Consider the following 15,466-nt stretch of genomic DNA (forward strand, 5'->3'; position numbering starts at 1 on the left):
GCATGCAAATGCCGTGTCGCTGCTATCAACAGGGTCAAAGTAGATATATGCAAACCCCTCAGGCGCCCGCATTGCGCGGACGTCCTCCCACCATCACCCGAGCACGGATTGCGGACGCCGGTATTCAGATCGGCCTGCCCAATATCACCTTTGTGGGTGTAGCTAGCGCCTTGAATGTCAGCCAGATGGCGCTTTACAAACACGTGGGCAATCTGGAAGGACTCAAACAGCTGGTGGCCGAAGAAATCTTCAGCCGCTGGCAAGTGCCTCGGGCTAAAAGCCCGGTTCAAGGCAGTTTGGAGGACTACTTACAAGTCTTCAGTGCCGCTACGCAGGCCTTTGTGAAAGCCAATCCGGGAATCACGCCGTATGTAATCCGCAGGCTGGTGGCCACCCCTTCCATGCTGGACAAGATTCGGGAGCATCAGGAGCACATTGCCCAAGCTTATGGCGTGTCCTTCGAGCGTTCGCGTTATCTGATGGGAACGGTGGCCTTCCACTGTCTGGCGCTGGCCGATACGGTGTATGCCGTTGCTGGCCGCGAACCGCGCGTTGCCGTGGAGCGAGTGGTGGAGGAGGTCGAGATGGAGGGCATATTGCAATTGGGTATGACCGCCCTAATTCAAGGAGCTTTAGCAATGAATGAACACGATATTTCTTCCGGTATTTCCACTCAGTTTCTAGATACCTCCGCCCTGCCTATGGCGCGGGTGCGCGAGTTTCCTTTGACGATGGAACTGGCCACTCAATGGCTGGACGATATGGAAACCTTGATCAAGGCAGAGCAGGAGTTTGTTCTGGTTTACGAAAGCCTGCCTGATCCATCAAACCCAGGTGATCCGGAAGGGCGTAAAAGAGTGGTGCTTTGGTTAAAAGCTCATCGTGACGGCTTCGGTCGTTATTGTCGTGGGATGGTGATGATGTGCGAGGACCCGACTCTTCGAGAGGGTATGCAGGCCATGGTGGAGCCTTTGGAAAAGGTCTATCGCGTGCCTGGTGGCGTGGCGTCCAATGCGGATGAACTGCGTGAGTTTATTCAGAAATGGGTAACGCCCAACTAACGTTATCACGCTCACTCTATCCAGCCTGATGCAGGAAAGAGTGAGCCGCTCGGCACGGTATTGAGCCGGGTTCTACAGCCGCTGCTTGTCCTTTGGGATAGCCAGCGGCTTTTCTGTGGGCGCTGTTTGCTAACTAATTAGGTGCCTACGTGTTTTCCCCGGTATCCGCTTTTCATCTTTGGTATGACAATAGTTTCATTGTCATAACAATAGTGTCTTATCCAGAGGAGCAGGTACGTGAGAGATCCACATTGTCATTCCAGCAGCATCTTGGTTGAACGTTCCGCAGAGGTGGCTTTCGAGATCATGTCGGAGGGCGTCAAGCAGGGCCAGTGGGCCTGGGGCAGTGCTAACCGCATTGAAGTAGAGCCCGGATTGTTCAAGGGCACCTCGGTTTTTACCGGCAAGGAAACCTTTGTCAGTCTGGATGTTGATCGCCAGCGCTTGCAGGTGGATTACTCGGTGGGCGCTAGCAAGGACGCCATGCAATTTCGCAATATGTCTCGTGTGATTCCGGGCGATTTATTGAAGATCGGAGCCGACAAATGCGTCGTGACCTTGCTGACCTGGCGTTTGGCGACACAAAGCGATGCGGCTTGGGAGCAGATGTCCTGCGTGCACGAGGCCGAAATGTTCCTGATCAAGGGCTTGTTGGAAAGGGAGTAATCCTTCCAGCACCGGGCGGAAAAACCGATACGCCAGACACATCAAAGGAGGATGTATGGGGGTGCAGGCGGCAATACAGCTACGGGATATATCGATCAACTATGGAAGTCAAACCATCGTCTCGGGTGTGGATCTGTCCATCGAACCGGGCGAGTTTGTTTGCCTACTGGGCCCCAGTGGTTGCGGCAAATCCACCATTTTGAGCGCCATCGCAGGTTTCATTCCGGTTCAAGGGGAGATCTTGTCTTACGGTGTACCGGTAAAAGGGCCATCGGTAGAGCGTGGAGTGGTGTTCCAGAACTCGGAGGTTCTGTTTCCCTGGCTGACGGTTCAGGAAAATGTGGAATATGGGCTGAAACTTAAAAAAATAGCGGCCAAAGAACGTTCTGAAATGGCCAGACGTTTTATTGAGTTGGTGGGGCTGGGTGCGGCCTTGCACAAGTTTCCCAAAGAGCTATCGGGTGGTATGCGGCAAAGACTGCAAATGGCCAGAGTGTTGGTCAATGAGCCCCGCATTGTGTTGATGGATGAGCCCTTTGGCGCATTGGATGCTCAAACGCGGGAAGTGATGCAGGAAGAGCTCAGCAATATTCGCCAGAAAACCCAGTCCACCATCGTTTTTGTGACGCATGACATAGGCGAGTCTATTTTGCTGGGGGATCGGATCGTGACCATGACAACCGGCCCGTTTGCCAAGATCAAATCCAATAGCAAGATTGATCTGGCTTACCCACGCAACTTTCAGGACCCGGCCGTCATTGAGCTGCATAACCGGCTGCGAGACGAAATTGGTGAGGAAGTGACCAAGTTTCTCAGCGAGCAGGGCATAGGGAGCAAAGTGCAATGAGCACGCAAAAAACAAGCTCGAACAGCCGCCTTATCCGTTTTGTGCCATTGCTGGCCGTGCTGTTTGGCATCCTGGTGTGGGAGTTGTTGAGCAGGCAGTTGATTCCGCTGTTCTTGCCCTCGCCGTGGGCAACAGTGCAGGCCGCCATGGAGTTGTGGTCTGAAGGCATGATTACTGAAGCCATCTATGCCTCCATGGGCCGCATTGCTCTGGGCTGGAGCATGGGCGTCATCGTGGGGGTTCCGATTGGCATCATCATGGGTAGCTCGCTCATTTTGCGCAAAGCGATTGAGCCTTATGTCGATTTCTTCCGTTTTGTTCCGCCCATTGCCTTTGTGACTTTGGCCATCATCTGGCTTGGGCCTGGTGAAGCCTCCAAAGTTGGGCTGATTTTCTACGCCACGATTTTCATTGTCATCATCAGTGTGGTGGCCGGTGTACAGGCCGTTAGCCAGGACCGTTTGCGTGCTGCCGCTACTTTGGGTGCAGGCCGCATGCGCACCTTGTTAACTGTGGTGGTGCCATCCACCATTCCGGCGATTGTGACCGGCGCTCGTCTGGCCATGGGTAATTCTTTTCTGACCGTGGTGTCGGCCGAGATTGTGGCTGCCCAGGAAGGGATTGGAGCCTTGATCTGGTCGGCCCGCAATTACGGTCGTACGGAGTGGGTGTTCGTGGGCATTATTTTGCTGGGCGTCTTGGGCTATTTAAGCGACCAGATTCTGCGGTTTTTTGCCTTGAAATTCTTGGGGCGTTACGACATTAAAGTGTGATCGCCCAAGCCTTTGGGTGGCCAGGAGACAAGTTATGTTTACTAGAATTAGATCGTATGCAAAAAAGCTGACACAGGAAAACATCAGCATCAAAAGTACGATGGCAGTCGGTGCCTTGGCGGTACTGTGCCTGTCCACCAGCACGGTGCATGCGCAGTCCGTGCCGATTGCAGTAGGTATTGATCCAACCTTTGTATCCTTTTTTGTAGCCAAGGATAAGGATCTGTTCCAAAAGCATGGGGTGGACGTCAAGCTGATTACCTTTGGACCGGGCGGGGCTATGGTCGATGGCATGATGGCGGGCCAGGCGGTAATGACGGCCTCGACCGAGACTACGCATTTGATCCGTATGCCACATGCTGACATTCGTCCTGTTGGGATCGTGGGCGAGTCGGGCGATAACCTGAAGCTGGTATCGCGGGCGGAGATTACCGACCCGGCCCAGATCAAGACCTATGGCGTTGTACCGGGCGGGGTATTTGAATATCTGACCAGTCTTAGCACCGAGAAATTCAATGGCCCTGATGCCAAGCTGGCTCAGGTGAAGTCTGGCCCGCCCGAACTGCCTGCTTTGTTGTTGCGCGGTGATGTGGATGCGTTCTGGCTGTTTGAACCCTTCCCGAATATGGTCAAGCGCCAGGGCGGGAATATTCTTGCGAGCAGCAAAGACGTGGGATACACCTACGCCACCTGGGTGTCGGCGATGGGGCCTTGGCTGGAGAGCAATCCGGAGCAAGCCAGAAAAGTGTTGGATGCCCTGGCCGAAGCCTGCGAGCTCACCACGGCTGATCCGGCGCTGGCTGCTGCTGCGGTGGAGAAACAAGTCCGTATCCCCAAGCAGCAGACTATGGAGTTTCTGCGCGAGACTCAGTGCCAGATGCGTGGGTTTACCGAGGATGATCTGAATGGTTACGATAGAATCGCTGACTTCCTGCAAGACCGGAAGATCACCACGCAGCGAGTATCGTTCAGAGATAAAGTGGCCATGGGTTTTTATCCATAAGGGCCAGCCGCTGAAGAAAAAAAGCGCATTGAGGCGGGACCTGATTTAAAAAATATAATGGCAGCTTGTTTGATCGCTTGATGGGTCCTATGTCTGCACCTTGAAGGCAGGAAAATCATACTTTTAATTAAAACCAGACGTTTTCTTGTTTTTGATGTGACGAGACATAAGAGTGAATACAAAACCGCTTTACGAACAACTTGCCGATAAGCTGACCCGCTACATCCAGGACGGTCGCCTGCAGCCGGGCGACCGTTTGCCCACCGAGGCCGAGCTGGGAGAAATGTTTGGTGTCAGCCGGATTACCGTGCGTCAGGGCTTGGCGATTTTGACCCGCAATGGCTTGATCGAACGCTTTCCCAGCCGTGGCTCCTTCGTGCTGGAGCGCAAAAGCACTGGCTCCTGGGAGCTGGGCTCAATTAATGATCTGGTGCAGTTGGGCAAAGACACCAGCACCAAGATTGCCAGCTGGGAGCTGGTGATGCCGCCGGCTGATATTGCCGAGTTCTTCGCCTCTGACGAACCGGTCTACAAGTTGCAAGCGGTGCGCTACAAGTCTGCCGTTCCCCTTTATTTTGCAGAGAATTATTTGCTGCGCTCGATCGGGGAACGTATCCAGGCTCAAGACCTGCAAACACGAACCATGGTGGAAATGCTGACAACGGTATTGGGGGTGCCCATCAAGCATGCCCAGGAAGAGATCAGCATGGCCAATGCCTCGGCGGAGATGGCCAAGCAATTGTGGATCAAGGAAAACCAGGCGGTCATTGTGCAGCGTATCGACCTGTTTGATACCGATGACAAGCCGGTACAAAGTGGCAAGGGTTGGTGGCGCAGCGAGCATTTCAAGCGGCGCTTCAAGCTGAACTACGTATAAGAAGCGATGCTCACGATTTTGCCCTAGTGCTAGGCCAAGCCCTGCCGACTGGCGGGTTTACACCGGCAAACGTTGCCCCTTGGCTTTAATACAGGACAGCACAATCTGCGAATGAATTTTCGTGACGCCGCGTAGTGTATTGAGCTTGTGGATCACAAAATTAGAGAAGGTCTCGAAATTGCGTGTGCGTATGTGCAGCATGTAGTTCGCCTGCCCGGTCACGATGTAGGCGTGTAGAACCTCGTCCATGGTGGCCAGGGCTTTGCTCAAGTACTGATGCTCGCTTTCATTAAGCTGGCCAATATTGACCTCTACGAAGGCTTCAATGGCAAAGCCCAGCTTACCCGCGCTTAGATTGGCGCTGTAGTTTTCGATCAGGCCTTCCTGTTCCAGAATCTTTACCCGGCGGTGGCAGGAAGAGGGGGAAAGGGCCACCAGGTCTGCCAGCTCCTGGTTGCTGAGCCTGCCGTTGTCCTGCAAAAGGCGCAGGATTTTCAGGTCTGTCTCATCAAGTCTCATATTTTAGAATTATCTATTAAAAGGATTTTCAGAAACCGAATTTTCTTCCAAATTTAATCATAATATTCATTGCTTTGGAATAATTTGCCAATAGCTCGATGCTAGACTAAAAGTCGTAAAAAATAGAATCGAGGAGCATGACAATGATTACTTTGCAGCAATGCGAGCAGTGGGATCAGGCCGATGAATTGGCTGCCTTCAAAGCCAAGTTCGACCTGCCTCCCAATACAATTTATCTGGATGGGAACTCTTTGGGTGCCATGCCCCGGCATGCCATGGAACGCGCTCAGGAAGTCATTTCTCAGGAATGGCGTACCGACCTGATCAATAGCTGGAACAAAGCGGGCTGGTGGACCTTGCCGGTGCGTTTGGGCGACCAGATGTCGCCCTTGATTGGTGCCGGTCCAGGCGAGACCATTGTTAGCGACAGCACCTCTATCAATTTGTTCAAAGTACTGGCCGCCGCCGTCAATCTGCAAAAAGAACGCCATCCGGAAAAGAAAGTGATTCTGGCCGAGCGCGATTCTTTCCCCACGGATCTGTACATTATTGAAGGCTTTAACGCCTTTTTCGGCAAAGACTATAGGTTAGAGCTGTTTGATGACCCGGCCGATCTGCAAACAGCGGTCAATGAGAACACCGCCGTGGTGGTGCTGTCCCATGTTAACTACCGAACCGGCTACTTGCACGATATGCAGGCCACTAACCGTTTGGTGCATGAGCATAATGGTCTCTTGATCTGGGACCTGTGCCACTCCGTTGGTGCCTTGCCGATTGAACTCAATAGCAGCGACTCTGACTTCGCGATTGGCTGCACCTACAAGTACTTGAATGCTGGCCCTGGCGCACCCGCCTTGCTGTGGGTGAATCCCAAGCTGATGAACCAGATCAGCCAGCCATTGTCCGGCTGGTGGGGGCATAAACATCCCTTTGCCATGAGCCCTTCGTATGAGGCCGCTCCTGGCATCGAGCGCTTTTTGTGCGGTACCCAGCCGATTGTTTCGCTAAGCCTGGTCGCTTGCGGTGTAGACGTGTTCCTGCAAACAGATTTGCAGGCCGTCCGCCGTAAGTCCCTGGCCTTGACGGACTTGTTCATTACTCTGGTGGAACAAGAATGCGCCGAGTTTGGCTTGCGTCTGGTTACTCCGCGCGATCATCACTTCCGTGGCAGCCATGTCAGCTTCGCGCACGAGCAAGGCTATGCCGCCATTCAGGCACTGATTGCCCGTGGTGTGATTGGCGATTATCGCGAGCCTGAAGTGATGCGTTTTGGTGTCACGCCTTTGTATCTGTCTTTTGTGGATATCTGGCAGGCTGTGCAGCATATCAAGGCGGTGTTTGCTAATAGGGAATGGGACAAGCCTGCCTACAAGACACGCTCCAAAGTGACTTGATCACAGCAGCATAAAAAAATAAGCATAAGGAGGAGACATGAGCCGATTTGAGCAGATTCAATCGCGCGAAGCCGGACTGCATAAAAAACTGAATGCCCGCCAAATGAGCATGATTGCGATCGGGGGAGCCATTGGTACCGGCTTGTTCCTGGGTAGCAAGTTTGCCATTGGTTTTGCGGGCCCCGGCGTGGTAGTGAGCTATGTGATTGGTGGCTTTATTGCACTGGTCTTGATGGGCTGCCTGGCCGAGATGACGGTGGAACATCCGACTTCGGGCTCCTTTGGGGCCTACGCGGAGTTCTACATTCATCCGCTAGCCGGTTTTTTGGTGCGCTACAGCTATTGGGCCTGCATTGTGCTGGCCGTGGGCACCGAGGTGACCGCGGTCGCGGACTATATGAAGTTTTGGTTCCCGGACGTGTCGCCCTGGATATGGATCGCCTTTTTTTCGGCGGTGCTGATTGTGGTCAATGCTTATAGTGTCAAAGCCTTTGGCTCGGTGGAATATTGGTTTGCACTGATTAAAGTGTTCGCCATCATTGCGTTCATCGTGCTGGCCGTGGGTATTTTGACGGGGTACTACAAACCCGCCCAAGTGCAGCAAAACCTGTTTGGCCAAGGTGGCTTCATGCCCAATGGCTGGTATGGAGTGTGGGTGGGTGTGATCATTTCCATCTTCAGTTATCTGAGTATCGAGATGATTGCCGTGGCGGCGGGCGAGGCGGAGAACCCGGAGCAAGCGGTACGCCAGGCCTTCAAGGCCACGATCTGGCGTCTGATCATTTTCTACATATTGTCGCTGTCCCTGATCGTGATGCTGGTGCCTTGGCAGCAGCTGGTTGCCGATGGCACTACCAGTCCCTTTATCACTGTGATGCAGGCGGTTGGCATTCCCTATGCCGACAGCATCCTGAACTTCATTGTGATTATTGCGGCCTTGTCGGCCATGAACAGCATGCTTTATATCTCTACGCGCATGATGTTCAGCTTGTCGCGTGCGGGGGATGCACCTGCCGTGCTGGGCAAAGTGGCTAAAAACGGTGTGCCCTTGCACGCGCTGGCTTTGTCGGCCAGTGGGGTGGCCGTGGCGGCTGTGGTGTATGCCTACAATCCGGAAACGGCCTTCCCGGTCATGATTGCCTTGTCCATGTTTGGTGCCTTGTTCACCTGGGGCATGATTTTCCTGACGCACTTGTTCTTTCGCCGTCGTATGGCTCAGGACGGGGTGCAGCTGCGTTTCCGTATGCCAGCTTTTCCGATTGGCACGTTGCTGGGCTTGATTGGCATTGTGGCGATTTTGGTGACCACTTGGTTCATCAATATTTTTCACTACACCCTGTTGTTTGGCCTGCCGTTCTTGCTGGCCTTGATCGTGATCTACTTCGTGCGAGGCCGTCGCCCTGCAGCTTGAATGACCTGACTCTGTTGCTCTGTTTGAACAAGCCCCTGCTTTGGCGGGGGCTTTTTTTGCATTACGGTTTTGAAGATGTGTGTCTTACCGAGAAACGGCGTGCCCGTATTGGTAGGGATGCTTGTTTGCATGGCGGCCAATGGCGCGGCGTGCGCAGCAGCTTGATCTTTGTCAGCCAAGACGCTTTGTTCTGATTCCAGGGGGCTTTATCATACAAATATGTACGATTTGAGACTATTATGTCTCAATAAGGATTTTGGTTGCCCAGAAAAGAAGCCGTCAGTCGTCCTGGACGGCTGTTCTTTTTTTGGGGCCGGTATATCAGCACGTGCCTGGGAGGAAAGCTGTGAATCGTCATGGAAAGCGCATGACTCATCCGCGTGAATTGCGTACAGCAAATGGCAAAGCCTTGCTGGGCCCCGGTGCGGATGCGGCTTTTGGCAGCTTGGCTGCGCCCGAGATTCGACAGCGCGTTCTGCTGGCGCATTGGGTGGCGCATAGCCGGGACAAGACCCAGCAGTATCTGGGTTTCCCTTTGGGCCGCATCATGTTGCAACGCTGGATGCGCAGTAAAGCAGGCAGTCGCCGGATCGAGGCATTTGGATTGCCGCGTCATATCGTCCATGAAACCCTGGGCGAGTCAGCCTTGACCTTGCATGTAAACCCGCGAGAGCTGATTCGTATGGCGATTCAGGCACCCCGCAAGCAAGAAAAGCGGCCTTCATCGTTAGCGTTTATCTGGGAAGGAAGCTGGGACCAGCGGCGTGAGGACTTGCGCGTCGGGACGCGGTACTCATTGATCAGCGACCTGGATGAAAACCGTCATCAGCTAGAGCAAACGGTACGCTTTAAAAAGCTGATGAAACGGATCGAACAAGGCAAGCCCTGGGAGTCCTATCAACAAGGGGTGTTTCTGGATACGCCGGAAAAAATCCTGGAATACCTGCGCATCTATCTGGAGTTTCTGGACGAAATGGCTCGCGATGGCTTTGACCCCAGACGGGGCAAAGACGCCTTGGGTGTCGTCATTTCCCGTGAGGGTCGTATTCTGAAAATCAATCGTGGCCTGCATAGGCTGGCGATGGCCCAGCGTCTGGGTTTGCCTAAGGTGCCGGTGCAAGTACGCCATGTGCACCGCTATTGGTGGGATCACGTGACAGCGGGGGCGACCGGGGAACTGGCACTGCATCGAATGCAGCAAGCCTTGCGCCGCTGCGTGCCTGAAACCCAGGCGGGCCCTTTGGATCAGGACCCGGATACCTTGCTGACAGAGGCATTTTGGCCTGCCCCTCGGGTGTCGCTCAGCGTTTAAAAAATCGCCCGCATAGTCATTATTCCATGGGTGAAATACGGTTTCCCGATTAATGAAGTTACACTAGCGCACGCTCCACAAAGGTAGCGTGCCTGTCAGTTTTCCTGATCCCCAGTGGCGCACAACAATAAGACCGACTCTCCATGCTTGGGCGCTGTCCTGTGCCCATTCCAGTCCTGTATTAGCTAGAGGAATAACTATGACTGCAGCAAAACCTCGACCACGCGAGGAATTGCTTTTGCGCCTTGTAAGCGCCCTGGCTGACCAGCCACGGGCGTCCATGGGGCAATTGGCCGGTCTGGTGGGTTTAAGCCGCGCTACCTTGTGCCGCTACTTTCCATCTCGCGAAGCCATGATGATGGAGATCTTCCAGGAAGGGGTGAATAGTGCCGAGCAAGCCATTGAGCGTGCTCATATGGGCGAGGGGCAGGCCCAGGAGGCTATTCAGCGACTCATACAAGAGCTGCTGCCCATTGTGGAGCTGTACATGTATGTCGAACGCCAGTTGCAGCTTGAGGAGGAATACTCCACGGTTCGTACTGAAGCGGTCCGACAGACCTTGATCCATCAGTTTCAGCAATGGCAGGAAACCGGGGCTTTGCGCCGGGATCTGTCTGCCATCTGGCTGTGCGAGTCCTTGTTTGCCTTGCTGGGCAAAGCTACTCGACTGATTCGTGTGGGCCGCCTGGCTCGCCATGATGCGCCCAATAATGTGTTTACCTTGCTGTGGGGCGGTATCGTCCACCCTTGAACGGGGCGTGGAAATGAACCCTTGTGTTGTCATGCTCCTGCGGATTACGCTGCTTGCTGGTGCAGCGCAGAAATACGGAGGCAAGGGCATGAAGCAGGCAATCGCAACATTTTCTTTGGGTTTGTCCCTGTTGATGGGGGCTGGTAGCGCACAGGCTGCGTTGGACGTGGGCACACCCGCGCCAGATTTCACCGTGCAAGCCGCGCTGGCGGGCAAAACCTTTGAATTCAATTTGGATGAGGCCTTAAAGAAGGGGCCGGTCGTCCTGTATTTTTATCCGGCAGCGTTTACTCAGGGTTGTACCGTCGAAGCGCATACTTTTGCGGAAGCTATTGACGAATACAGCTACTTTGGCGCCACTGTGATTGGCTTGTCTTCGGACAATATCGACACCCTGAAAGATTTTTCCACCGGGCCGTGCGGCAGCAAGTTTGCGGTGGGGGCGGACACCACAGGCCAGGTCATCAAGGCTTATGACGCGGGCCTGGGGACGCACACCGAACGTGCTTCCCGCATTTCCTACGTCATTTCGCCTGAGCGAAAAATCATTTTTGAATATACGGCGATGGAGCCGGACGAGCACGTGAACAAGACCCTGGGCGCCGTACGCGACTGGACCGCACAACAGGGACCCAAGTAAAAACCGGGATAGCGGCCTGTTGTTTCGGTCAGTACGGCATGGCGGTACCGTCGCCGTATTGAGCATATAGGGCACGCTCAAAAATAAGATGGCGGTCGTGGGTAAACTCAGTGTCAACAAGGGCGCCAGAGTGCCTGCCGCCACTACATTATTGGCAGCTTCGGGGGTCAACCTCTTCGCTAGCGCCATGGTCGAACTGGTCCTTGTGTTTGGACAGGTCCTTCTCCAGCGGAGAGGACAGCATGGTGAGGGGCACAGTAAACGAGTTGGCAACTTTCTTCTGAATAGAAAGGGGAACATATGTCGTTCAAAAGCATACTGAAAATGTGTGTATTGGCGAGCAGTATGGTGATGGCTGGCTCTGCCTGGACGGCGGAAATGGCCGATCAGATCTGGATGGGAGGTCCCGTGCTGACGATGAGTGACAGCCAACCTGCTGCCCAAGCGGTCGCGGTCAAGGATGGTCTGATTCTGGATGTGGGCACCTTGCAGGCGATGCAAGCCTATAAAGGTCCGGGCACCACCGTGATTGACCTGCAGGGCAAGGCTTTGCTGCCGGGCTTTGTGGACGCACACAGCCACGCCTTCATGATCGGTGTGCAGGCCATGTCCGCCAATCTTCTATCGCCCCCGGATGGCGCGGTGAAAGATATACAGAGTTTGCAGGAGACGCTCAGGCAATGGCTGCTTGAGCAAAGTAAAACCAGGGAGGTGGGCCTGATCCTGGGCTTTGGATATGACGATGCCCAGCTGGCGGAACAGCGACACCCCAATCGACATGAACTGGATGCGGTGTCCGAGTCAGTGCCGATTATCATCATTCATCAGTCCAGCCATATTGGAGTGCTTAATAGCAAGGCGTTGGAGATGGCGGGCATTTCCGTCCAAACCCCGAATCCTGCCGGCGGTGTCATTCGGCGAGAAGAGGGCGGGACCCAACCGAATGGGGTGTTGGAGGAGATGGCCTTTTTCTCCAGCGTGGCCAGCCAGATGGGCAAACTTACCTCCGAACAGGTCCAGGCTCTGTTTGTTGCCGGGACCGATCTGCTAAAGCGCTATGGTTACACGACCGGGCAGGAGGGGCGGGCGACGTCCGATACGGTGCCTTTAATGCAGGCAGCGGCGACGGCGGGCAAGATCGATATTGATGTTGCTGTCTACGTTGATGTGCTACAGGACCGGGACTTTATCGCGCGTCATGTATCGCGGCATTACACCGACGGTTTCCGGGTGGCGGGTGCCAAGCTCACGATTGACGGCTCGCCTCAGGGGTTTACGGCTTATCGCGACCGCCCCTATTACAGACCGCCAGAAGGCTACCGCGCCGATTACCGGGGTTATGCGGCGGTCACGCCAGATCAGGTGTTTGAGTCGGTGGACTGGGCCTTCAAGAACGATATACAGCTTCTGACTCACGCTAATGGTGAGGCAGCCTCGGATCTTTTGTTGGCTGCGATTAAAACAGCCCGTGACAAGTATGGCCCCCGGGATCGGCGAGCCGTATTGATTCATGGGCAGTTTTTGCGCCGGGACCAGGTGGCGGCCATAGCGGCGTTGGATGTCTTTCCTTCTTTGTTCCCCATGCACACTTTTTATTGGGGGGACTGGCACCGTGACCGCACGGTGGGGCCGGTCAATGCCGACAATATTTCTCCCACTGGCTGGGTGCGCGAGCATGGCTTGATGTTTTCCACTCACCACGACGCGCCAGTTGCTTTTCCTGATTCCATGCGGGTGCTGTCGGCGACCGTGACTCGTCGCACTCGATCGGGCGATATTCTGGGGCCGGACCAGAGGGTAGATGTAGTGACGGCCCTTAAGGCGATGACCATCTGGCCGGCTTTCCAGCATTTTGAGGAGAAGGAGAAAGGCTCGATTGAGCCGGGCAAGCTGGCGGACTTTGTCGTCCTGTCGCAAGACCCGACATCGGTCGACCCTGAGCAATTGACCAGCTTGCAAGTGGTTCAGACCATCAAGCGGGGCAAGCTCATTTATGAACAGGATGGGGCCTTGGAGACAAAGCGGCTCAGCCAGGCACAGACCGGCCAGATGTTTTCCCGTTTTCTGAATGAGTGGCAACACCAGGCGTCTGAAACAGGCTCTGCAGAGCACGCACATGGCCCCGAATTGCTGATGGGCGCCCTGCTGCGGGGCTTTGAGTAAGGCTAGTCCGTCACTAATATCAGACAGACCGTGCGAATGCTGTCTGAATTAAGCGTCAGCATGTTCATATGAACATGCTGACGTCATAAAACTTTCATCTGAGCGTCACCGAGCCGTAACCTCGCGTTTCTACACTGCCGGGTATTCAAACGAAACCCATACGCCGTGTTATGAACCTTTCCGTCAGGCAAAGCATTATCGTGGACTTGCTGGCCGCCCAAGGGGCTGTGTCAGTAGATGGCTTGGCCTTGCATTTCGGGGTGACGCCGCAGACCATACGACGCGATCTGAACCATTTATATGAAGCCGATCTGGTGCGTCGCCGCCATGGTGGTGCCGAGCTGAATGCGGTCGAGCGCAACATCCCGTTCCAGACGCGTCGCATTACCCATTTGCAAGCCAAGGCCCGCATCGGACGCGCCGTTGCCAAGTTGATCCCTCCCGGTGCCAGCTTGCTGCTGGGCTTTGGGACGACACCTGAACAAGTAGCGTTGGCCCTGGCCGACCATCGTGATTTAACCGTGGTCACCAATAACATCAGCGCAGCCTTGGCTCTGTCTCACAATATGAGCCACCGCGTAGTGCTGACGGGTGGTGAACTGCGTCAACCCAATCCTGAAATTCTGGGCCCTGGTGCCGAGCGCCTGTTCAACAGCTTTAAAGCCGACTTTGGCGTGTCCGGAGTAGGGGGCTTTGATTCAGACGGGGCTTTGCTGGATTTTGATATGGCCGAGTCCGATTGTCACAAAGCCCTGCGCGGCAATTGCCGTATCCGGATTTTGGTGCTGGACCATACCAAGTTTGGTCGCCGTGCCCCCGTGCGCAGCGGCTCTTTGGATGATGTGGATATTCTGGTTACCGACCAGCCCATTCCCGAGCCTTACCGAGAGCAAATTCCAACGCGTATACAGCTTGTGATTGCCGACGAGGTGCAGTCATGAGCCGCGCCGCTATCGAGTTGCAATGCATAGGAAAATCCTGGGGTGAGCAGGCGGTGCTCAAGCAAATGGATCTGTCCATTCAGGAAGGCCAGTTCACTGCTTTGCTGGGCCCGTCGGGCTGCGGGAAATCCACCTTGCTGCGCATTATTGCTGGACTGGAAACTCCCGACCAAGGCCGCTTGCTGATCAATGGGCAGGACGCCACGTATATGGAACCAGCCAAACGTGGTTTGAGTATGGTGTTTCAGTCCTACGCTTTGTTCCCTCATTTGAATGTGGCTGACAACATTCTGTTTGGCCTGCAAGTACGTCGTGCAAATCGGCAGCAGCAAAAAGAGCGTCTGCGTGAAGCTCTGGCCCTGACGAATCTGGAAGGTCTTGAAGAGCGCAAACCCGGCCAGTTGTCGGGTGGTCAGCGCCAACGTGTGGCCCTGGCACGCAGCATCGTGTCGGGTCACCGCATCTGCTTGATGGACGAGCCGCTTTCCAATCTGGACGCCAAGCTGCGTCACACGGTGCGCCATGAAATCCGTGCCCTGCAACAACGCTTGGGTTTGACTGTGGTCTATGTGACCCATGACCAGACGGAAGCTATGGGCATGGCTGACCATGTGGTGTTGCTGAACGCCGGGAACATTGAGCAGCAGGGCAGTGCCCAGGATTTATACGGCCAGCCCAACAGCGTCTTTACCGCCGGTTTTATCGGCAGCCCACCCATGATGATGATCCACAGCGATCACGTGCCTTTGGACCTGTGGCCATCGCGCCGTCAGTACGACCAACCGCACCGTGTGTTGGTTGGAGTACGTCCGGAAAACCTGAGTCTGCACGCTGTTGGTGAACAGCATGTGCCTGCCACGGTGGTGCATCAGGAGTTTCAAGGTGCCGATGCCTATGTTTATGTGCAGCTCGATGACGGTCATACCTTAATCGTGCGCGCGCCGCACAACCGCAGCGTCGAGGCGGGCGCTCGCTGTGGCCTCAGTTGGGACCCCGTTCACGCTTTTTATTTTAACCAGGACAGCGGGGCTCGCCTGTGGACACCGTCTGCAGAGGCTCTGACCGCTGTGCCTTTTGCTGTTCTTCCCTAACGTACTGCGAGTCTACT

The 15,466-nt window shown here is 54.7% G+C and carries 15 protein-coding genes; 14 read left to right on the forward strand and 1 reads right to left on the reverse strand.

Features of this window, described 5'->3' with window-relative positions; all coding sequences use genetic code 11:
* The first annotated feature begins 47 nt into the window (after positions 1-47).
* The 6 genes from IE156_RS18385 to IE156_RS06055 all read left to right on the forward strand — a co-directional run bounded on the left by IE156_RS18385 (position 48) and on the right by IE156_RS06055 (position 5,227).
* On the forward strand, positions 48-1,061 hold the full coding sequence (locus tag IE156_RS18385) for a TetR/AcrR family transcriptional regulator (RefSeq protein WP_229841060.1): 1,014 nt from the start codon (positions 48-50) through the stop codon (positions 1,059-1,061).
* Positions 1,062-1,298: 237 nt separating this feature from the next.
* Entirely contained in the window at positions 1,299-1,727 is a 429-nt protein-coding gene (locus tag IE156_RS06035; protein WP_189391637.1) for a hypothetical protein, read from the forward strand.
* Positions 1,728-1,782: 55 nt separating this feature from the next.
* Entirely contained in the window at positions 1,783-2,574 is a 792-nt protein-coding gene (locus IE156_RS06040; RefSeq protein ID WP_189391638.1) for an ABC transporter ATP-binding protein, read from the forward strand.
* The gene (locus IE156_RS06045; RefSeq protein WP_189391639.1) at positions 2,571-3,347 is read left to right on the forward strand and encodes an ABC transporter permease; all 777 of its coding nucleotides are present in this window, start codon (positions 2,571-2,573) and stop codon (positions 3,345-3,347) included. The genes IE156_RS06040 and IE156_RS06045 overlap by 4 nt, the downstream gene beginning before the upstream one ends.
* Positions 3,348-3,381: 34 nt before the next feature.
* Positions 3,382-4,350 (forward strand): ABC transporter substrate-binding protein, encoded by a 969-nt coding sequence (locus tag IE156_RS06050; protein WP_189391640.1) that lies wholly within the window; start codon positions 3,382-3,384, stop codon positions 4,348-4,350.
* 172 nt (positions 4,351-4,522) lie between these two features.
* Positions 4,523-5,227, forward strand: a complete 705-nt coding sequence (locus IE156_RS06055) for a GntR family transcriptional regulator (protein ID WP_189391641.1) — start codon at positions 4,523-4,525, stop codon at positions 5,225-5,227.
* A gap of 57 nt (positions 5,228-5,284) precedes the next feature.
* Here IE156_RS06055 and IE156_RS06060 read toward each other — a convergent pair whose 3' ends face one another.
* Positions 5,285-5,746: an Lrp/AsnC family transcriptional regulator gene (locus tag IE156_RS06060; RefSeq protein WP_153228992.1), complete on the reverse strand. Its 462-nt coding sequence runs from the start codon at positions 5,744-5,746 to the stop codon at positions 5,285-5,287.
* 143 nt (positions 5,747-5,889) lie between these two features.
* Here IE156_RS06060 and kynU point away from each other — a divergent pair, with 143 nt between their 5' ends.
* The 8 genes from kynU to IE156_RS06100 all read left to right on the forward strand — a co-directional run bounded on the left by kynU (position 5,890) and on the right by IE156_RS06100 (position 15,449).
* Entirely contained in the window at positions 5,890-7,140 is a 1,251-nt protein-coding gene (kynU, locus tag IE156_RS06065) for a kynureninase (RefSeq protein WP_189391642.1), read from the forward strand.
* 37 nt (positions 7,141-7,177) lie between these two features.
* On the forward strand, positions 7,178-8,551 hold the full coding sequence (locus tag IE156_RS06070) for an amino acid permease (protein ID WP_189391643.1): 1,374 nt from the start codon (positions 7,178-7,180) through the stop codon (positions 8,549-8,551).
* Positions 8,552-8,918: 367 nt separating this feature from the next.
* Positions 8,919-9,863 carry a hypothetical protein gene (locus IE156_RS06075; RefSeq protein ID WP_189391644.1) on the forward strand — a complete coding sequence of 315 codons (945 nt, stop codon included), beginning with the start codon at positions 8,919-8,921 and terminating at the stop codon, positions 9,861-9,863.
* Between the two features lie 199 nt (positions 9,864-10,062).
* Entirely contained in the window at positions 10,063-10,614 is a 552-nt protein-coding gene (locus tag IE156_RS06080; protein ID WP_189391645.1) for a TetR/AcrR family transcriptional regulator, read from the forward strand.
* Between the two features lie 88 nt (positions 10,615-10,702).
* Complete coding sequence (locus tag IE156_RS06085) at positions 10,703-11,254, forward strand: peroxiredoxin (RefSeq protein WP_189391646.1); 552 nt, start codon at positions 10,703-10,705, stop codon at positions 11,252-11,254.
* A gap of 300 nt (positions 11,255-11,554) precedes the next feature.
* On the forward strand, positions 11,555-13,417 hold the full coding sequence (locus IE156_RS06090; RefSeq protein WP_189391647.1) for an amidohydrolase: 1,863 nt from the start codon (positions 11,555-11,557) through the stop codon (positions 13,415-13,417).
* Positions 13,418-13,587: 170 nt separating this feature from the next.
* Positions 13,588-14,358 carry a DeoR/GlpR family DNA-binding transcription regulator gene (locus tag IE156_RS06095; protein ID WP_189391648.1) on the forward strand — a complete coding sequence of 257 codons (771 nt, stop codon included), beginning with the start codon at positions 13,588-13,590 and terminating at the stop codon, positions 14,356-14,358.
* Complete coding sequence (locus IE156_RS06100; protein ID WP_189391649.1) at positions 14,355-15,449, forward strand: ABC transporter ATP-binding protein; 1,095 nt, start codon at positions 14,355-14,357, stop codon at positions 15,447-15,449. Before IE156_RS06095 ends, IE156_RS06100 begins: the two co-directional genes overlap by 4 nt.
* The last annotated feature ends 17 nt before the right edge of the window (positions 15,450-15,466 follow it).

Origin of the sequence: Alcaligenes pakistanensis, from assembly GCF_014652815.1 — a bacterium.
GTDB classification, from domain to species: Bacteria; Pseudomonadota; Gammaproteobacteria; order Burkholderiales; family Burkholderiaceae_B; genus Alcaligenes; species Alcaligenes pakistanensis.

Bases quoted from the DNA above. Each gene is read 5' to 3' on its own strand.
- IE156_RS18385 (WP_229841060.1), top strand. From the start codon at position 48: ATGCAAACCCCTCAGGCGCCCGCATTGCGCGGACGTCCTCCCACCATC.
- IE156_RS06040 (WP_189391638.1), top strand. From the start codon at position 1,783: ATGGGGGTGCAGGCGGCAATACAGCTACGGGATATATCGATCAACTAT.
- IE156_RS06045 (WP_189391639.1), top strand. From the start codon at position 2,571: ATGAGCACGCAAAAAACAAGCTCGAACAGCCGCCTTATCCGTTTTGTG.
- IE156_RS06050 (WP_189391640.1), top strand. From the start codon at position 3,382: ATGTTTACTAGAATTAGATCGTATGCAAAAAAGCTGACACAGGAAAAC.
- IE156_RS06060 (WP_153228992.1), bottom strand. From the start codon at position 5,746: ATGAGACTTGATGAGACAGACCTGAAAATCCTGCGCCTTTTGCAGGAC.
- kynU (WP_189391642.1), top strand. From the start codon at position 5,890: ATGATTACTTTGCAGCAATGCGAGCAGTGGGATCAGGCCGATGAATTG.
- IE156_RS06070 (WP_189391643.1), top strand. From the start codon at position 7,178: ATGAGCCGATTTGAGCAGATTCAATCGCGCGAAGCCGGACTGCATAAA.
- IE156_RS06075 (WP_189391644.1), top strand. From the start codon at position 8,919: ATGACTCATCCGCGTGAATTGCGTACAGCAAATGGCAAAGCCTTGCTG.
- IE156_RS06080 (WP_189391645.1), top strand. From the start codon at position 10,063: ATGACTGCAGCAAAACCTCGACCACGCGAGGAATTGCTTTTGCGCCTT.
- IE156_RS06085 (WP_189391646.1), top strand. From the start codon at position 10,703: ATGAAGCAGGCAATCGCAACATTTTCTTTGGGTTTGTCCCTGTTGATG.
- IE156_RS06090 (WP_189391647.1), top strand. From the start codon at position 11,555: ATGTCGTTCAAAAGCATACTGAAAATGTGTGTATTGGCGAGCAGTATG.
- IE156_RS06095 (WP_189391648.1), top strand. From the start codon at position 13,588: ATGAACCTTTCCGTCAGGCAAAGCATTATCGTGGACTTGCTGGCCGCC.
- IE156_RS06100 (WP_189391649.1), top strand. From the start codon at position 14,355: ATGAGCCGCGCCGCTATCGAGTTGCAATGCATAGGAAAATCCTGGGGT.